Raw genomic sequence first — 18845 nt, 5'->3', positions numbered from 1 at the left:
TCTCCCCGTCATGGCCGGCCGGTCATCGCTCGCCTCTCGCCGGTCATCCCGATTGTCCGAGGCTCACACCCTGACGCGGCGCATCGTTCGGGGGGGGGCGCTCTCGTCCGCACGATGCGCGAGGGTCGCCGTCCCCGAGCGGGGCCTGCGGGCGCCCGATGCAGGGTTCATCCCTCAAGCTTTGATGATGCGGGGGTCGGTGATCCCGGCCCTCGCGCAGACGTTCCGGGTATCCAGGACAAGCTTCGCATGGTCCACGACCAGGCGGTAATCCACATCGTCGTGGTCCGTCGCGATCAGGACGGCGTCGTAGCGGCTCACGGTTTCGGGATCGATCGAAACGGAAAGCCGGCCCATCAGGGCCCCATGCTGGCGGGTTGGCGGCAATGCGGGAACATGCGGGTCGTGGTAATCCGCACTTGCGCCGCGCGCTTCGATCAATTCCATCAGTTTGAGGGACGGGCTCTCTCGCATGTCGTCGACATTCTTCTTGTAGGCGGCTCCCAACACCAGAATCCGCGAGCCGCTGAAAGGGCGCCCGCTCCGGTCGACGGCCTCGACCAGCCGCTCAACGACGTAGTAGGGCATGTGGGTGTTCACCTGCCCGGCGAGTTCGATGAACCGCGTGGTGATGTCGTATTCCCGTGCCTTCCACGTGAGGTAGAACGGGTCGATGGGAATGCAGTGCCCTCCGAGCCCAGGACCGGGATAGAAGGGCATGAAGCCGAAGGGCTTGGTCTTGGCGGCATCGATCACCTCCCAGATATCGATGCCCATGGCCGCGTAGACCACCTTCAACTCGTTGACGAGGGCAATGTTGACCGCCCTGAAGATGTTTTCGGTCAGCTTGACCGCCTCCGCCGTTGCGGCCGTGGAGACCGGGACGGTCTCGACGACAAGCTGCCGGTAGAGGGCCTCTGCGAGGGCGAGGGCCTCGGGCCCGTCGCCACCGACGACCTTCGGGATCGTCGAGGTTCCGAAATTCGCATTGCCCGGGTCTTCCCGTTCCGGCGAATAGGCCAGGAAGAAATCTTCTCCGCTTTTCAAGCCTGTGGCTTCGAAGATGGGCTTGAGCACATCGTCGGTCGTTCCGGGATAGGTCGTGGATTCGAGAACGATGAGTTGGCCCGGGCGCAGGCGCGACGCGATCGTCGTCGCTGTGTCCCGCACGAAGGACAGGTCCGGCTCGCGGTGCCGCGTCAGCGGGGTCGGCACGCAGATCAGAAGAGCGTCGGCCTCGCCGAGGCGGCCGAAATCGGTTGTCGCTTCGAGGCGCCCCGTGGCTGCCGTGCGAGAGATCTGATCGGACGGGATGTGCTTGATGTAGCTCTCACCGCGGTTGAGGCGATCGACATACGAGCCGTTGATATCGAAGCCGAGCACGGAATAGCCCGCTTGAGCCGCGGTGAGGGCCAGCGGCAGGCCGACATAGCCGAGACCGATGATGCCGACGGTTGCCGTGCGACTTTGGAAACGCTCCAGCAGTTCCTCGGCAACGATCGTCAGCCCAGGCGGCATCGCTTGATTGGAGACCATTGTAACTCTCGGCCCATCCCGTATTCGCTCGAGCCAATTACACGATCCTGGTTACTAAGCCAAACTATAGGTAGTTTATCCCTTGCTGTGCCATAGGCGTAGTATCGGCGAGGGAAACTATCTGAGTTCCACAATGAACGTATAAGGTCTTCTTCCTTCCGCAGGGTCCGATCCCACGGATAGCTTCCGCATTTTCTCCAAAGTTGACATGCTGCTCCGCCTTAAGCACTACGGGTGACAATCAGGCAGGGACCCTGCGGGAAATATGCTATATAAGGTAACATAATGGCAAAGCGCTTCTTGGTGACCGGGGGAGCCGGGTTCATTGGCTCAGCCGTGGTCCGTCGCCTCATTCGTGAGACACCCCACCAGGTCCTGGTGGTGGACGCACTCACCTATGCTGGCAACCTCGATTCTCTGGCGCCCGTCTCCAGGGATGCCCGCTACGCATTTGAGCGCGGCGATATTTCCGATTCCGAACGCATGCGCGCAATCATTGAGCGCTTCGCGCCGGATGTCGTCATGCACCTTGCGGCCGAAAGCCACGTGGACCGCTCGATTGAAGGGCCCGGAGCGTTCGTTCAAACAAACGTGGTAGGAACCGTAGCCCTGTTGCAGGAGAGCCTGCGCTATTGGCGAAGCCTCGACGCCGACCGTCGCGACAGTTTCCGCTTCCACCACATCTCCACGGATGAGGTCTTCGGATCGTTGGGGGAGGAGGGCTTCTTCCACGAGAGCTATCCTTACCAGCCCAACTCTCCCTATTCTGCCTCCAAGGCAGCGTCAGACCATTTTGTGCGGGCGTGGCACCATACTTACGGCCTACCTACCATCATTACGAACTGCTCCAACAATTATGGACCTTACCATTTCCCTGAGAAGCTGATCCCGCTGATGATCCTGAATGCCCTGGAGGGCAAGCCGTTGCCGGTCTATGGCCGCGGCGACAATGTGCGGGATTGGCTCTATGTTGAGGATCACGCTGAGGCCCTGATCCTTGTCGCCGAGAAGGGGCAGGTCGGCGAGAGCTACAATGTCGGCGGGTGGAATGAACGCCGGAACATCGACGTGGTGAAGGCCATATGTGCTCTTGTGGATGAACTCGCTCCCGATCCTTCGATCGGGCGCCGCGAAAGCCTGATCACGTACGTTCCCGACCGGCCGGGGCACGATCTGCGCTATGCAATCGACGCGTCCAAGATCAAGCGCGATCTCGGCTGGACACCGGCTGAGAACTTCGAGAGCGGTCTTCGTAAAACGGTGGCGTGGTATCTGGACAACCGGTCCTGGTGGGAAGGCGTTCGTTCCGGGGTGTATCGGGGCGAGCGGCTTGGCATGATTGTCTGAGCAATTGTTGGACGAAGAGCATGCTGGAGATTGAGCCAACGGCTATTCCCGATGTGAAAATCCTGACACCGAGGCGATTCTACGACGGACGCGGTTTCTTCTCGGAGGTGTACAACCGACAGCGTTTTGAAGAGGCTGGCCTCCGACTCGACTTCGTGCAGGATAATCATTCTCTGTCCGCAAAAGCGGGGACAATCCGGGGGCTGCATTTCCAAACGCCGCCCTTTGCGCAGGACAAGCTCGTTCGCGTGGTACACGGCCGGATCTTTGACGTGGCTGTGGATCTGCGGAGATCCTCGCCGACCTTCGGTCAACACGTAGCGGTAGAACTCTCCGCCGAGAACTGGCGACAGCTCATGATCCCGGCAGGTTTTGCTCACGGCTTCTGCACTCTGGAGCCGGACACGGAAGTATTCTACAAAGCAACCGGTTATTACTCAGCCGAGCATGATCGAGGTCTGGCATTCGATGATCCGGCTTTGAAGATCAAATGGCCTGTCGCGCAGGCTGAAGCGGTGGTGTCGGAGAAGGATCGAGCGAATCCAAGGCTTGCGGACCTCCCGGCCCATTTCGGTTAGCGAGATTGGTCAGTTTATTCATTGGTTCAGAGCAACCCGCCGCTTGTCGATCCCCACTGCGGCCCGATCCGGCAGGTTCAGCCTACGGACCGGGTGCTTTTCGGGAAGAGGCATTATTGCTATTCACAACGATCCTGTCTAAGCCACAGGTCTCCGTCGGAACAATGCAACGTTGTTGTTGCAGGGGTTGGAAAGATGAACAATTCAAATGGGCAGGAAGCGTCAGGCGCGATGTCAAGCGTGCAGCGCTCTTCAACGGGCGGAATGTCTGCTGCCCGTAAGTATTTGAAAGGTGCTATCCGTTCAGTTCTTAAACAGGCTCACCGAATCGCCAATGAAGACAAGCCCCAACCTCAGCAAATGAAGCCGAGATTTTGCCAGTATATGGGCAACAATACTCTGCTGACAGAGACTTATTTCGGGCGGAAGATTTACCTCGACAGCGAAGACCTCAGCCTGACGCCCCATATTGCTTATGAAGGGCGGTGGGAACCTTGGGTGACGGAGTTCTTCATCCGAGAAGTCGGTCCAGGAGATGTCTTCATCGATATCGGGGCTAATTGTGGCTTCTTCTCCATCCTGGCGGCGCATTTGGTCGGGCCCACGGGATTTGTGGTTGCGTTTGAGCCGCAGAACAGGCTGGCCACGCTGGTGTCAAACAGCTTGATGATCAACGGCTTCGATTCCTACTCCCGCGTCCAGACGGTTGCGATCGGTGAGGAGGTGGGCGAGGCGACGCTAGGACATGTCGGGACGCTTCGTGGGTCGGCATCGCTGACCCCAGGGTTTGGGGATGGGACCACGGCAGCGGACCAAGTGAAGGTCCGTCCACTTGATCTTGCTCTTGCGGACGCTGCCCAGAGTGCGGGCCGGCCAGTGGTGCCGACTGTCATGAAGATCGATGTTGAAGGCTATGAGTTCAACGTATGGAAGGGGATGAAGAAGGTTCTGACAGAGTGCCGCGACCTTACGATCCTGCTTGAATTCGCACCGATCCGATATGGCTCACTTGGTCAAAATGGATCGGATTTTGTTAAGGAAATGGTCGATTCCGGGTTTACGCTCTCGGTCCTCCAGCATGACTCCACCGAGCGGGTCGTTTCAAGCAACACCGTCGAAGACATCATGCAGTCCGATCAGTGCGTTGATTTGATCTTGAGAAGACGGGTCGCGTAATCCTTGATCTCGTCGGCTGTTTCACTTTGCGCGACAATGAAACCATCAACGATTTTGATCTTCTGTTGACGGAATTCCTCTCGATAGATCCGAGCCCGCTGGCTCGGATCTGGATTTTTCAGCTGTCGAGCGTTGCTTCGGAAGTGAACGAAGGCAACGCCGGCGCCGCTGGCCAGGGCTACCACGGCTGTGCCACCCATCAGGAGTTTGTTGAACGACCTTCTATCCATTTGATCTTGCTTCCCTGGGTTATGACAGCTGATGGACGGTGCGAAGGCCGATCGCAATCGCGTTCATGGTCGGGTTGACGGATCCACCCCGCGGGAAGACGGAACTGCCCGCCATATAGAGATTCTCTGTGCCGTAGACCCGGCAATCCCGATCGATCACACCACCACTTTCAAGGCTGCCCATGCAGGTCCCGCCCATGTGGTGATGGCCCCCGCCGAGTCCCAGTTCCGGATTCAGGAATGTCGCCTGATCGAGGGCGAGCTTCAGCCGTGTTTCGTCATGCGAACCCGCGTAGGCGGCAAAGAGCATCATGGCATTCCAAATCCGCGATCGTGTCGTCACGTCGGAATTGTAATGCAGACGCAGAAGCGGCAATTTATCAAAGATCGAGATCTCGGATGAGAGCTCGATCCGGTTCTCCCGCAAGGGCAACTGCTCGTTGATAGCAGTCAGATACTGCGGTTTCTCCTCTCCCCGATACACGAGCTGCATGGTGTGGGAGAGGGCAGGGCCGTCAATGCTGCGCCGGTCGGCCAGAGAGAACTTGGTCGTAAACACGAAATCGTAGGTCGGTTCACGATACGAGCCGGCATATTCCTTGAAGTTCCCATCGGAGAACAGCGCCTGGGCCAGGAACGGGTGCGGGTGTTCGGACCAGAAATGCCCGACATTGTCGGCGACGCGTGAGAATAGGTCCGCGGTGTTCTGGGCTTGGATGAGCAATTGCCGATTGTTCTCAAGACCACCGCACGCCAGAATAAAGTGATCCGCGTTGTCCTCGACCACCCGTCCGTCGTTCGTTAGAAACTGGGCGGACGTGATCTTCTCGCCGCGATGAACGAAGCGGCTGAACATGTGCAGAGGGAAGATCTCGACGCCTTTGAGTTTGTCCTTCAGATAGATGTAGGAGCTTCCCCGGCGCCGTGGGCCCTCTTCCGGCATCAACACAGGCGACAGCTTGTAGATGCTGGGCTTGAAATACGGTCCCACTGGCGGCGCCGGATTGAAATAATCCGCGGGGTCCCAGGTTCCGCCTAAGTGCAGCAGAGTCTCGGCCGTCGTGAAATAGGGCTCGATGTCCGACCGGTTGATGAGCCAGCTCGGGGCGTTCTCCGCCAGGGGCTCGAAATCCTCTGCCTCGAAGAACCGGCAGTTTCCGCCCCAGATATGGGAGGTGCCGCCGAGGGCCGAGACCCGCGTCTGGCTGATATCGAAGTATTTCGTGCCTTCGGCGTTCACGCCGCCGGTTTCCAGGTTCGACTCCCCTGGCATCTCGCCACCGGCCTCGTAGACGCGGACCTTGTGGCCGCGGCGTACCGCTTCCGTCGCAAGGGCCAAACCGACCATGCCGCCGCCGATAATGCAGATACTTGCCAAAAGAAGGCCCTTCCACCGTAACATTCGAAGCAGGACCGGCTGGTACCATCACCGAGACGCAAGTTCAAAGGTAATTTTGGCACACTTGGCCGCAGGGGCGGGTATAGGTCGTTCTAGGACGCGGGAGGCGCACAGAAGCGCTCCCGCCCTAGTCTCGACCTTTCAGGATCCTACCGGCGACCCGAAGAGGCTTTGAAAGCCGCCAGGACGTTGACGATAGGAGAGCATTCCGTTCGAGGGTTAGTCGCTCGATTTCCGCCCGGGCTTCCGCAAGCTGTGCGGCCAAGCTCGGCTCGTAGAACGAGGAGGCCGCGATCCGGTGTTCAAGTGTCGCGAAGGACGATGACCAGCGTTCCGGTGCGTTGGTGACTAAAATGTCAGTAAGGGTCCGGTCCTCGACTAGGTTCGTGTGGAGCAGCCCGAGAGATCCATCCGGCGACACCCGCTCCAGGGCAAGCCCGCCCGACTGGACCCGGCGCACCATGAAGACATGGGAGAAGGATGCCACGATCCAACGGGCGAACTCCAGCGGAGAGACATGGGCGAAGGCCAGCTGGCACCAGGAGTTGAACTCGAACAAGACGAGCGACTTGTGCCTGTTGATAATGTCGAGTGAGTCTTTCAGGATCGGATACTCGAACCCTTCGACATCGATTTTGATGAAGTCGAGGCGGGAGACTCCTTGTTCCCCAAGGAGAGTAGTTAGGCGCTTGGCGGGCACCCGGACGCCGCTCGGCGCGATGTGCCCATAAGCTGAGTTGTCGGCGAAGCCCACTTCGCCGTCGGTGTCGCTGATCGCGCAACGGCTGACCGTGATGTTTGGCTCTCCACTTTTCTCGATGTTGAGTGTTAGGGCCTCCCCCACTGTTGGTGCCGCCTCAACGGCAATGACCCGTCCATTGCGGACGAACCGAGAGAGCATGAGGCTCTTCATGCCGATATTGGCCCCGATGTCGAGGCAGACATCGTCGCTTTGAAGGAAAAACCGGCAGAATTCCTGGAAGTCAGGCTCGAAGTTGTCGGTAATGGCACTGAAGTAAGGATCGGAGACATCCACACCGGCGACGGTATAGGTTCTGTCCGCGATCTGGACCTCCTTCGTCGGCAAAGTCATTACGATGCTCTCAATCCCGAAATTCGAGTTCGTAAAGGGACCGGATAGCCCTCAGTCCGGCATCGGTCAAGATGAAGGCGGACGCGGATGGCCAGTGCTTCCAGAAGCTTGCTCACAAGGTAATTGGTGAATGGGTGTTCAAGCCGCGTCGCTAGACCTTGACCGCTGCCGAGCTGATCAGATTTTTCTGTAACCAGACTTCAGAGCGCCGCAGTGACACTGTCCGGAAACTAGGCGCCGGTTGATGTCGGTCCATCGCAGCCGGATGAAGGGCGGTTGTCGCGGCAGAGTAGCGGTCAGCTTCTAGAGCGCGTTGACATTCATTTGGTCCAGATGAACGCGCTGACGAGGCAAAGGATTGACAGGAACGCCCGTGGGGTCTGTTCGTAGCGGGTGGCGATGCGCCTGAAATGCTTGATTTTCAAGAAGAAGCGCTCGACGAGGTTGCGCTCGCAATAAAGGGCGTAGTCGCAGGGGACTTGTGGCGAGGTTGTCCTGGGCGGGATGACCGGCACGGCATCCTGGCTCTCGATGGCCTCGCGCAACGGCTTGGCGTCGTAGCCCTTGTCGCCCAAGACATGGTCGGCGGGAAGATCAGCGATCAAGGCTTCAGCCTGAGTGATATCGCTCGCCTGTCCCGGCGTCAGGATGAAGCGGAGCGGATTGCCCAAAGCATCGACGACGGCATGGATCTTGGTGGTCAGCCCGCCACGGGAGCGTCCGATCGCACGAGCCTCACACCCCCCTTTTTGCCTGCCGCATGCTGGTGCGTCCGGACAATGGTTGAGTCGATCATGATGTATTCGAAGTCGGGCTCATCGGCCATGGCGGCAAAAAGCCGGTCCCAGACGCCCCTCTTGGACCAGCGCGAGAAGCGAACAAAGGCGCTGTTCCAGTTGCCGAAGAGGTCCGGCAGATCCCGCCACGGCGACCCGGTTCGGGCCAACCAGAGCACGGCTTCCACGAACAACCGGCTATCGACCGCCGTTCGGCCGGGATCCATACGTTTGCCTGGCAAATGCGGCTCCATCCGATCCCACTGGTGATCCTTCAAAATCAGACGCACTCCGCTCACCCGAACCTCCGCTCCGAAAAGGAGCTTGAATCAGACTTGCGAGCCCGCGGGAATCCTGAATGTCAACGCGCTCTAGCATCGCTTCATTCCCCGAAGGTGCGGCGGAACCCAGTGGCGCTTCTCGCCCGCACGGTGCATGCGTTCCGTCAAATCGCTCTAGACAGGGCGGGAAAGAATGACTGCTCGTTTGTCCTTCAGTCGAAGAAATGGGCGTTCGAAGATGCGGTAACTGCGGGCCGCCATTTCGGTTGTTACAACAGACGTCACAAGAAGTTGGGTATAAAATAGGCTTGATGGGCTCCGTGGAGCCCACGGGAGCCGGGGCAGGATATAGGTATTGCCGAACGCAAACGCGGCTAGAGCAATTTGGGGTTGAACGGAATCGAGGTGCCTGATTCCGTAGTGAGTGGGGCGTGAGCAGCGAGGCTCACCATGACCACACCGCTATCACAGGATCTGCGCCGGCGTATTGCCCGGGCTGTTGAGACGGGCAGCTCGATCCGCCAGGCTGCCGCACGTTACGAGGTCTGCCCGTCGACGGCCGTGAAGCTGATGTAGCGGGTCCGCAGGACTGGCTCGCTCGTCCCTGACCGGGTTGGTGGGCATCGTCGCCCGGTGCTGGAACCCCATGAGGACCTGCTCCGCAGCTTAGTTGCGGCCAAGCCCGGGATCACCTTGGCCCGAGATCCGGGCCGAATTGGAAGCCCACGGGATCGTGGTGGCGGCTCTCTCCACTATCCTGCTGACCCTGCGCCGTCTGGGCCACCATTGGCGAACTGCTCGATGAGTTCTCGCCCGAGGAGTGCCAGAACTATCTCACCAACAGCGGCTATGAACCCGTGTAAGTCGATAATGCTCTAAATGGAAGACGTACAGACCGAACGACCGCTTGCTTAGGTAGGCGGCCCTGAATAATGCGGCGGCACGAGGCGGGCGTTGGATTTCAGGCGGCTTGCGAAGTATCCGGTTGCGCGGATGAGATGATCAGAGCCTCCATGAGCCAGGCCACAAAAAGCCTGAGCCAGTTCAGGATCAGCCGCAGATTGTGGCCGGCGGCCACGAGGAGCGCATTGATGGCGTCGCCGGCTGCTCCGAGTAGGTGATTGCGTCCCAGCCGCCCGTCCGCCTTCATGTGCCCGATTATCGGCGCGATCGCAGACCGGCGTCGCAGTTCGCGCTTGATCGTCGGCGTCAGACCCCGCCGCTGTCGCGTGATGAACACCCGATCCGTCTTGGCATAATCATGCCCACGATAGCCTTGGTCGACATAAGTCCGCTCCGGCTCGACGCCCGTCATGGCCACGAGCTGATCGATCGTCGTGCCGAGCGTGTGGCCGTCATACGGATTGCCCTCCAGCGCCTTGGACCCGAGCACGAAGCGTTCGCGGTTGGTCACCGCCAGTGCGACCTTGGAGCCAAACTCGTACGGGCGATGCGCCTTGCCCTTGGCGATACACACCACCTCGGGTGCGTACAGGCTGTAAAGTTTGTTCTTGCTCGTGCGCTCCTGGGTTAGAAGACGCTCAATGAGGCCGAGCAGAGGAGCAAACCGGCGTGAGAGAACCTCATCACCGGCGGCTTTGCGGGCGACATCGCGGTACACGCGTCCGAGATAGGTCTTCAGCCGCTTCAACTCGCTCCGCATGCGGCACATCTGACGGACATAGGCATAGCGACCGACCTGCACGGCAGCGCGTTTGGCCAGGCGGGTGTAGGCCTGGCGCAGCTCGAGGCCGTGCCGCTTGGCCTGCCGCACCAAAGCCTGCAATGCCTTGAGATAGAGCTTGGCGTCGGTGGGATGAGTGATGGCCTTGGGCTGCACGGTGGTGTCTACGCTGATCCGCTCCAGACTGGAGGGCCGCGCCGCGCCGCTTTCCAGCCCGGCTTGGATGGTGGCCGCCAGCAGCGTCTCCAGTCCCTCGGGTCCGAGCCGTTTGCGCCAGCGCGTCAGCGAGCTGGGATCGCACGGCAGCTCATGCTGGAAGTACTCACAGCCACAGAACCACTGCCGGTACGGGTTCTCGATCCAGCGCTGCACCACGGCTTCATCGGACAGGTTGAAGGTATGCTGGAGATACGACACCGACCATCAGACGCGTGGGCTTGGCGGGTCGCCCCAAGGGGCGATAGAAGCGTCCGAACTCCTCATCAAATCTACACCAGTCGATCAAAGCAGCCAGGCGGAACAACGCGTGGCGGGGATCGAGGATCTGGTCGAGGCGGCTGCGGTAGAGGTCGCCGGAATTCGGCAGCGTCGGCTTGGGTCCCATGGCGAAACACCAGGTTTGAGCGGGTCCGTCCCAAGATGCTGGCATTTTACAACGCTTCGTGACGGCGAAGAATCCTTTTGCCTCAATCATTTGTGGGTTGTTCAGGGCCGACTAAGTAGACCAATTCGTGACTGCCGAGGAGTTTTGCCAGCCAAGAAGTGTTCAGCGTGAGCCATAGCACAGCGCCGCACATGACGGCTGCGGCTGGGAACAGCAGTATAGTTGATCCTCCAATGGCGTAGGCATTCGGCAGGGCAAAGAAGACAAGGGCGCTCCCAACAAGGGCTAGAAGAGCCAGCGTCAAATGGCCTCTGACGTAGGGTGTTATCAAAGCGAGACCTATTTATGATCGAGCAGTCTTTTCTCCGGCGCATCACGAAATTGCCACAACCCGCTGGCTTCCGGAGGGGAGGCTGATGTTCAGACGGAGGCACCCTCTCCGCCCAAGCAGGTATTGATTGAAGTTGACGTTAATCTGTTCCAGCAATCTTACCGCCTCATTGCAGCCCTTACTGCTTAGATGTGATTTCCGCTGCCCTAACAATGGGGTCGGCGAAATCCTTGGCTCTGATTGTCCCGATTGTTGCCGCGCTCGCCAGCATCACAGTTCCGGCTAAGACAATAATATCTTTTCTATTAACACGGCGGAGACGTAGTTGAATGAAATTCGCTGCAAAGACGAAAAGAAGCGTCGTTGGTAGAATGTTAAACCGGTTCTCAACTGCAACGAGACTGTTGAGCGCAATAATTGCGCCGGTCGCACATGCGATGAACAGGACTGGCGCGGCGATGGGCGCCCGATATTTTCGCTTTCGGAGAAACATCATGCTGGAATGCACGAGTGTGTAAGCGCCCAAAATCTGAAGAACCCAGACTAGAAACGGGAGTGCCACAGAATAACTTGGAGCGAGGTCATAAATATAGACGAATGGATAATCCCAGCTGAAGCTATTAAAGATATGCGCAGCAACAGTCTTAATTCCCGCTACAGGATGATCAAAGTACCAACGTAAAGCTCCGCTTGACAAATCCTCCGAACCATAGAACGGGTTCTTGTAAATAACAGGCTCTGCACCGCCGGGCGTAACAACCGTTGCATATTTCATCATCATTATACCCCATTCCACTTGATGCGAGCCGAGATCCGCAGCGGGGAAAATGCTGGCTTTGTTGTGGAACTTCATATTGTAATATAGCTGCGGGCCCGTTATGACTGCAGTTAGAGCAAGTGCTCCTAAGCCGTAACATGCAAGGAAGCGAGACCTTAGTTCCGGTCGCGATTGCAGGCACTGAAAGAGAGCAGTGCAATGCCAAGCTATCAGCAATGCAACGTTAGCGGGTCGTACCATGAGAGCGGCAGCTGCGAAGGCGGCACCTGTGATCAGCCACGCAATCGCCTTTGGACCAGTCTCTCGGACTGCCCTAAAGATCGTCCAGATCATGGCCAAGGTCAAAATGATGGTTGGGCCTTCTGTTAATGTATCGACTAGCAATACTATTGCAAGTGCATTTAATATGAGCCCTAAGAAAGCAGCGGCTCCAAGTCTAGCGCAATAATACGTTATTTCTTTGCTAATACCTAGGGTCAACAATAAATACAAAACGCACTGCACGATAGCAGCGACGTCCGCAGTTAGTCTCCACCCTCTAATGAATGAGAGTAAATATAGAAAAGATGGGTAAAGGTACGTTCTAAGTCCTTCAAAATTACTCAGGAATCCCTGTCTGCGGAAAATAATTGCTATGTCTACGTAGTTCTTTGCATCGGACAGACTTGGATATAGCTTGGCGTGAATGTAGAAGGTCGCGCAACTAGAAATGTAAATCAGAATTGCTCCATACCGCCAATCCCAGCTTATCTTATTTAGACTCATCCTTGTCTCCAGCATCAACCGTGTACAGATGCGAGCGGGCGTGTAACATCATTGACCCCTTCATGGAAGTGCATTGTTAAGACTGTTGATGGTCAAGAATACTGAAGGCCCTGTCGTCGCCAAAGGGGCTCAATCAATCGTGCTCGCTTCATGTTTCTTGATGACGCTGTCGTGATACTATCATTTGCCTTTGATATATAATTTCGCCGCCAGGAGCATCACTTCTACTGGTGTGCCGGACTTACCTGATGTCTAAGCTGCAAAAAAGCTCCCCGTCTTCAATCTATCAGCATTGCGTGCTGTGGCTGATGACAACCGACGCGGTGACTCCGTCCTTACGGTAAACTGAAGAACGCCTGTGCGTCAGGAAGCCACAGCGGGTGCATGCTATTGCTCGGTTGGCGCGAAGCGACTAAACAGCAACACAATTCAGGACAATGGGGCGCTTATGCAGGCTACAAAGCACGACAAGTTGGGACGAGATATTGCCACTATAGTTCTTGCGTGGATAGTATTTCTTGCCTTCCTCCGTGTTCTTCAGATGTCTGGCTTCCCTGTCGGATTCGACGTTTGGCCTATGGGTGAGGACCGGAACTGGCTGTCTTGGTTGCAGGCGGCTAGGGGATCCCGTATCGCGCAGCTCTTCTGGCAGATGAACGACCGGAATCCCCTTTCGCCTTGGTGGTACATTGCGTTCAAGCCCCTAATCATAGGTTTGGACAATGGAATCCTGATTGCGCGTTATCTCATGAGTCTGCTTTGCGCAGTCGCGTCTTACGTGTGTATTCGGGCGGTCGGTGGGGATGATGCGCGTTGGTTTGCTCTGGCGACAGGCATTCTCTGTGCTGTTTTCACGGCCAATGGATATATCGACAATATTTATTGGAACTTCATCGGCGCTCTTTCTATGTCGCTGCTGTGCATCTGGGCCTATACTCTTTACCTTCAGAGCGGCCGGACCGCTGTCGTGTGGTACGGGATCTCGCTGGTGTTGTGGTTCTTCGCGCTGTCGACCTACACGCTCCAGAGTGGTGCGGTACTAGCGATTGCGTACTTGGCCTTTTCAAGTCCGCAGGATGGCTCGAGGAACCTGCTAACCGCACCGGTCGCAAGATTCGGCCGCGCGATTTGTGACTCTCTCGTCTATGTCGGCGTGTTCGGGATTTTCCTGCTGATTTGGAAGACGACGGCAGCACCCGGAATGGCTAAATACTACTCCACTGAATTCTCATTCGATCAGGCGATCACATCCTTGTCCATGGCGGTCTGGCATGTGGACTTTCCCACTTACTCTGTCTGGGCAGGTCGGACACTGTCTTCGATATCAGGAGTCATCGCAGTTGCCCTATTTGCCTTGGCTACTTTCCTCGTGACAAGGCTGGCTGCGCGCTCAGACGAGGCGCGGACACGCTTTAGCGTGCTTTCTGCGCGCTCCGCCTTCGATCTCGCAGTTGTTGCTGTCTGCTTGGTCATCCCCACGATCTTGGTAGAAGCCTCCTCGTCTGTCTGGGTTCCTGGTACACGCTGGCGAATGGTGCATCAGTTTTGGGTGCCCCTATATGTGACAGTAGTCCTCGCTGGGGCATACTTCGCGATCTCGCATCTGTCTCGCCATAGGTTCGCTGAAGGTCGACTGTGGGCTGGGCTTGTGGGCATAGCTGCCGCAGGCATCGTCGCCATCAATTTCGGGCATAACAAGGAGCAGGTAGCGGCAACGATCAGTGAAAGGAACCTCAAGAACTCGCTCGCCGAGATCGTTGCGCGCGAACCGAACATTGGGCATTTCATTGTTAAGCTTGATCCAGGAGCCTATTGGATCTCCAAGGACACAATGAGCCCTGTCTACATCAAGACCTTCTTTCCGAAGAGGGACGTTACGCTTCGGATCATTCCATCCGAGCCACCTCTCGATCCGGCTTGGGGGCCCTGGTGGGACATCGTATTCCAGGATGATGACGAGGGAGTCGCGAATGCTATGATCGGCGGAGGGAGTGTCCCCTACGCAGAGACCCGCGTTCTTGCCTTTGATGGTTCGAAACTGCGTTCGCTGCAGGGCGCGGCCGCCAACGAATTTGCCGGCTTGGCGGTCGCTTGGAAGCGGGATCGTCCACTTCCCAGTGATAGGCCGACGGACGCCGCTGCCAAATCAACATGCTCGTATGACTGGAATCCGACCAAGCAGATTCCTGCGGTTGGATTCGATGTGCCTGAAAAAGACACCCACGGTGCGTTTCGATGGACCATTGGCAAAGAGGCTCAGGTGACTCTGCCAGCCTGCGACCAACCCTTCCGGGTCGATGTCAAAATCGCTTTCGCTCTTTCGGAGGCGAACATCACTGGTTTCGCCCTGACGGCGAATGGCGCGTCCATTCCCCTCAAGAAAAGCAATACTTCTGATGGCTTATCCTTCATGGGGAACTCTGTTGCAGGCACCGGCGGCAAACCTTTGAACCTCGTCCTGTCAGTTCCCAGCCTTGATCGACCCTCTGGAGGAACCCGAGAGCTTGGGGTCGCCGTCCGACAGATCAAAGTTCGACCGGTCACCCACTGATGGTCCGGCGCGGAACTGCCTGGAAACGCCTTGATCCGCCGAGTGCTTCCCGTTAGAACCCCAATCTTCTCTCAGGACTGGACTACAATGAGTCATATCGGAATCAATGACCTGAAACGACACGCTGCTTCCACCGAGGCGGCAGTTCGCGAGGCGGTCGATCGCGTCCTTGAGAGTGGCTGGTACGTCTTGGGGCGCGAGAACGAGGCCTTTGAGGAGGAGTTCGCTCGATTTTGTGGGACGCGTCATTGCATCGGTGTCGCCAATGGAACCGACGCGATTGAGCTCGGTCTTCGAGCCCTGTCCGTAAGGGAGGGGAGCCGCGTCGTCACCGTAGCAAATGCCGGTTACTATACGGCGACTGCGCTTGGTTCGATTGGGGCTATTCCCGTCTATGCAGACGTTGACGGCAAGACACGCCTCATGGACCTCACCCACCTTGCAGATTTGATTGCTGCCGGTGGGATCGATGCTGTCGTGATAACCCATCTGTTCGGCCTCCTCCACGACATGGAGGCGGTTCTGCGGATCACCGACCCCGCCGGAATCCCTGTTCTCGAGGATTGTGCGCAAGCTCATGGGGCAAGCCGTGGAGGTCGCCGGGCAGGCAGCTTTGGAGCCGCAGCAAGCTTCAGCTTCTATCCCACTAAAAATCTAGGTGCGCTGGGAGACGGAGGAGCGGTCGTTACTCAGAATTCCGATATTGCCCAGTCGATCCGACGGTTGCGTCAATATGGCTGGGAGGCGAAGTATAGGGTCTCCACTTCCGGAGCGCGGAACAGCCGCCTTGACGAGATGCAGGCAGCCATTCTGCGTGCGAAGCTTCCCTTTGTCGATTCGTGGAACTCCAAGCGGCGAGAGATTGCCACTCGCTACTCGACGGAGATCAGAAATCCGCGTGTCGGCTGCCCACAGAGTCTCGGGGAGGAGTACGTCGGGCATCTGTACGTCGTGACCTGTGACGATCGCCAGGGTCTGGCTGGGCATCTATCAGCCATGGGTATCGGAACAGATATCCACTATCCGGTCCCCGATCATCGTCAGGCCGCGGTTTCGGAGGCCAATTCCGCAATCCGTCTGCCGATAACTGAAGAACTGGCCGACAAGATCCTGACGCTCCCCTGTTATCCCGAGCTCACGGACCACGAGGTCACGCGCGTTGTTGCGGCTATAAATGAATGGTAAGTCGATGTACTCGGTTATCATTCCCGTATACCGTAACGAGGAGTTCATCCCTCAGCTGATTGGTGAGTTTTCCCGCATCAGCAGCTTGGTGCGGGAGCGCTTTGGTCTCGATACAGAATTTGTGTTCGTGGTCGATGCGAGCCCGGACAATAGCTTTGCGCTTTTGGAAAAGGGGCTTGCCGACGCCCCCTTCCGGTCCCAGTTGATCCTTCATGCCCGTAACTTCGGGTCATTCGCGGCAATCAGAACAGGGCTTCGCGCAGCACGCGGTCAATTCTTCGCGGTGATTGCTGCTGATCTTCAGGAGCCGCCTGATCTATTGATCGAATTTCTTCGTGAACTGCGCGACGAAGCCGCAGATATCGTCGTTGGAGTACGCGAGGGCCGCGATGATCCTGCCATAACGCGTTTATCGGCCAACATGTTCTGGGGACTCTATCGCCGACTGATCGTACGCGACATCCCGCCAGGGGGTGTCGACGTCTTTGGCTGCAATCGCCGAATCCGCGATGAGCTTCTTTCGCTCGAGGAAGCCAACAGTTCGCTCGTTGGTCTTGTATACTGGCTCGGTTTTAAGCGGAGCCAGGTTCCTTATCGTCGAAGAGCGCGCCAATACGGAAAGAGCGCGTGGACGCTTGGTAAGAAGGTCAACTACCTCCTCGACAGCATCTTTGCCTTTACAGATCTGCCTGTTCGTATTCTGACATTCCTCGGTGTGGTCGGCATCGTGGTGGCTGTCGTGCTCGCCATCGGCGTCATTGCCATGCGGCTTGCTGGTGAGATCGACATCGCCGGCTATACTGCAACGATTGTAGTGATCACATTTTTTGGTGCTCTCAATACACTCGGTCTTGGCCTCGTCGGCGCATATGCATGGAGAGGCTACGAGAACACGAAGCGGCGCCCTCTCGCTCTCGTTCGGGACAGCCGTTGCTTCGACGGCGTCAGTGAAGCCACGAGCCTTGCAGTTCAGAGACATCAGTTATGACCGAACCTTTCGTGCATCCTCAGGGAATTTGCGAGACCGACGCTGTCGGACCTGGAACCCGAATTTGGGCGTTCGCGCACGTGCTACCAGGTGCTCGCATCGGTGCCGAGTGCAATATCTGCGACGGTGTCTTCGTCGAGAACGACGTGGTTCTGGGCGACCGGGTCACGGTGAAGTGCGGCGTTCAGATCTGGGATGGCATTTCGATTGAGGACGATGTCTTCATCGGCCCAAACGTCACGTTTACGAACGATCCATTTCCTCGGAGCAAGGTTTACCCGAGCAAGTTTTCGCGGACGATTGTGCGGCAGGGGGCTTCCATCGGGGCGAACGCAACGATCCTGCCAGGAATTGAGATTGGTGTCGGCGCCATGGTTGGCGCCGGGGCCGTCGTCACGCGATCGGTCCCGCCCAATGCTATTGTCGTCGGCAATCCTGCCCGTATTAAGGGGTATGTCACGAGCGACGATCAGGTCGATGCGGCACACGTCGCCGGTTCCTCCGGAGAGCTTCAGCTCTCGCCGCTACAGGTCGGCGGAGCAAGCCTTCACAATTTGAAAATCGCCAAGGATATGCGTGGCGAGTTGTCTGTCGGGGAGTTCGAATCTGACATTCCGTTCGCTCCAAAGCGCTACTTTCTTGTCTACAACGTACCTAGCCGCGAGGTCCGGGGCGAGCACGCGCACAAGGAGTGCGAGCAGTTCCTCATCTGCGTTCGTGGCTCCTGCGGGGTTCTACTCGATGATGGAGAGAAGAGAATAGAAGTGACGCTCGACCGCCCGGATCTTGGTCTTTACATGCCGGCAATGATATGGGGCACGCAGTATCATTACTCACCCGATGCTGTTTTGCTTGTTTTTGCATCGCATGGCTATGACCCGAACGATTATATTCGGTCCTATAATGAATTCATTGCGGCTGTTAGAGAATAGCTGAACAAGACTTGAATCACTCGCGACAGCAATTTGCCCGGTTTGTGCTCGGGGGAGCGGCGAATACAGCTTTGTCCTACGCTGTGTTCCTGCTCCTCCAACAGTTCATGAAACCCACAGCCGCATACTCGGCAGCTTACGTGCTCGGGATCGTATTTTCCTACTTGATCAATACAACCTTTGTGTTTCGGCAGAGAAGATCCGTTAGATCAGCGCTCAAGTTTCCATTTGTATATATAGCCCAATATTTTGTCGGACTGGCTATTCTATCAATTCTGACTTACTTCGGTCTTGACAGCCGAATTGCAATGCTCGTGGTTATTGCTGTAAGCGTGCCACTCACGTTCGTTTTGAGCCGTTTCGTGTTGAAGCGCTCTTCTTGACGAGATCTGTGGCTTGATCCAACGTCAGTTTGCGAGTGCCTCATCGCGATACAGGCGGTGCTTACGTATGACGAAAGTGACCCGTCGGCTTGAGGTCGTTCTGTCCTGACAAGCAGCCTCTCAGTCCTACAGCCGAGATCTATCGGCGGCGGGTGCGTTTGCGCCAGCGCCATTCGCGAGCGCGCTGCGGATGCCGCCGTCGCGAGACGGACCATTGCTCGACCGCCT

The 18845-nt window shown here is 57.3% G+C and carries 15 protein-coding genes and 1 pseudogene; 9 read left to right on the top strand and 7 right to left on the bottom strand.

The genetic code is table 11. The features are described from left to right. Positions 1-174: 174 nt before the first annotated feature. Positions 175-1536, bottom strand: a complete 1362-nt coding sequence (locus NF876_RS19000; protein WP_315975051.1) for a nucleotide sugar dehydrogenase — start codon at positions 1534-1536, stop codon at positions 175-177. Between the two features lie 285 nt (positions 1537-1821). Between NF876_RS19000 and rfbB the strand changes: the two genes are divergently transcribed. From rfbB to NF876_RS18985, 3 genes are all read left to right on the top strand, one after another. Further along, positions 1822-2883, top strand: coding sequence for a dTDP-glucose 4,6-dehydratase (rfbB, locus tag NF876_RS18995; RefSeq protein ID WP_262270224.1), 1062 nt, complete (start codon positions 1822-1824; stop codon positions 2881-2883). Between the two features lie 20 nt (positions 2884-2903). Further along, complete coding sequence (rfbC, locus tag NF876_RS18990) at positions 2904-3461, top strand: dTDP-4-dehydrorhamnose 3,5-epimerase (RefSeq protein WP_262270223.1); 558 nt, start codon at positions 2904-2906, stop codon at positions 3459-3461. 195 nt (positions 3462-3656) lie between these two features. After that, positions 3657-4637 carry an FkbM family methyltransferase gene (locus NF876_RS18985; protein ID WP_262270222.1) on the top strand — a complete coding sequence of 327 codons (981 nt, stop codon included), beginning with the start codon at positions 3657-3659 and terminating at the stop codon, positions 4635-4637. Here the strand turns inward: NF876_RS18985 and NF876_RS18980 are convergent. The 4 genes from NF876_RS18980 to NF876_RS18965 all read right to left on the bottom strand — a co-directional run bounded on the left by NF876_RS18980 (position 4598) and on the right by NF876_RS18965 (position 8389). Further along, on the bottom strand, positions 4598-4837 hold the full coding sequence (locus NF876_RS18980) for a hypothetical protein (protein WP_262270221.1): 240 nt from the start codon (positions 4835-4837) through the stop codon (positions 4598-4600). The genes NF876_RS18985 and NF876_RS18980 overlap by 40 nt on opposite strands. Positions 4838-4886: 49 nt before the next feature. Next, the gene (locus tag NF876_RS18975) at positions 4887-6245 is read right to left on the bottom strand and encodes an FAD-dependent oxidoreductase (protein ID WP_262270220.1); all 1359 of its coding nucleotides are present in this window, start codon (positions 6243-6245) and stop codon (positions 4887-4889) included. A gap of 148 nt (positions 6246-6393) precedes the next feature. Next, positions 6394-7359, bottom strand: coding sequence for an FkbM family methyltransferase (locus tag NF876_RS18970; RefSeq protein ID WP_262270219.1), 966 nt, complete (start codon positions 7357-7359; stop codon positions 6394-6396). Between the two features lie 320 nt (positions 7360-7679). Beyond that, positions 7680-8389 (bottom strand): IS5 family transposase gene (locus NF876_RS18965; protein WP_262270247.1). Its coding sequence is split into 2 segments (ribosomal slippage): positions 7680-8110 and positions 8110-8389, totalling 711 coding nucleotides; the frame shifts between segments, so codons are not numbered across the junction. A gap of 477 nt (positions 8390-8866) precedes the next feature. Here NF876_RS18965 and NF876_RS18960 point away from each other — a divergent pair. Beyond that, positions 8867-8992: a hypothetical protein gene (locus NF876_RS18960; RefSeq protein ID WP_262270218.1), complete on the top strand. Its 126-nt coding sequence runs from the start codon at positions 8867-8869 to the stop codon at positions 8990-8992. A 385-nt stretch (positions 8993-9377) separates the two neighbouring features. On the opposite strand, the pseudogene NF876_RS18955 reads toward NF876_RS18960, so the two are convergent. Then, positions 9378-10704 (bottom strand): annotated as a pseudogene (locus tag NF876_RS18955) (IS5 family transposase). A gap of 509 nt (positions 10705-11213) precedes the next feature. Further along, a complete protein-coding gene (locus tag NF876_RS18950; protein WP_262270217.1) occupies positions 11214-11888 on the bottom strand; it encodes a hypothetical protein in 675 nt (224 codons plus the stop codon). Positions 11889-13155: 1267 nt separating this feature from the next. On the opposite strand from NF876_RS18950, the gene NF876_RS18945 reads away from it, so the two are divergent. The 5 genes from NF876_RS18945 (at position 13156) to NF876_RS43485 (ending at position 18617) form a co-directional block, all read left to right on the top strand. Continuing rightward, entirely contained in the window at positions 13156-15129 is a 1974-nt protein-coding gene (locus tag NF876_RS18945; RefSeq protein ID WP_262270216.1) for a hypothetical protein, read from the top strand. Between the two features lie 87 nt (positions 15130-15216). Next, positions 15217-16314, top strand: a complete 1098-nt coding sequence (locus tag NF876_RS18940) for a DegT/DnrJ/EryC1/StrS family aminotransferase (protein WP_262270215.1) — start codon at positions 15217-15219, stop codon at positions 16312-16314. Positions 16315-16318: 4 nt separating this feature from the next. Further along, positions 16319-17302 carry a glycosyltransferase family 2 protein gene (locus NF876_RS18935; protein ID WP_262270214.1) on the top strand — a complete coding sequence of 328 codons (984 nt, stop codon included), beginning with the start codon at positions 16319-16321 and terminating at the stop codon, positions 17300-17302. Further along, positions 17299-18234 carry a WxcM-like domain-containing protein gene (locus NF876_RS18930; protein WP_262270213.1) on the top strand — a complete coding sequence of 312 codons (936 nt, stop codon included), beginning with the start codon at positions 17299-17301 and terminating at the stop codon, positions 18232-18234. The genes NF876_RS18935 and NF876_RS18930 overlap by 4 nt, the downstream gene beginning before the upstream one ends. Before the next feature lie 44 nt (positions 18235-18278). Beyond that, entirely contained in the window at positions 18279-18617 is a 339-nt protein-coding gene (locus NF876_RS43485; RefSeq protein WP_373696686.1) for a GtrA family protein, read from the top strand. Positions 18618-18845: the final 228 nt, after the last annotated feature.

It is taken from the genome of Microvirga yunnanensis (genome assembly GCF_025460875.1).
Note: the sequence above shows the minus strand (reverse complement) of the source record. Positions and strands in the feature narration are given on the sequence as shown.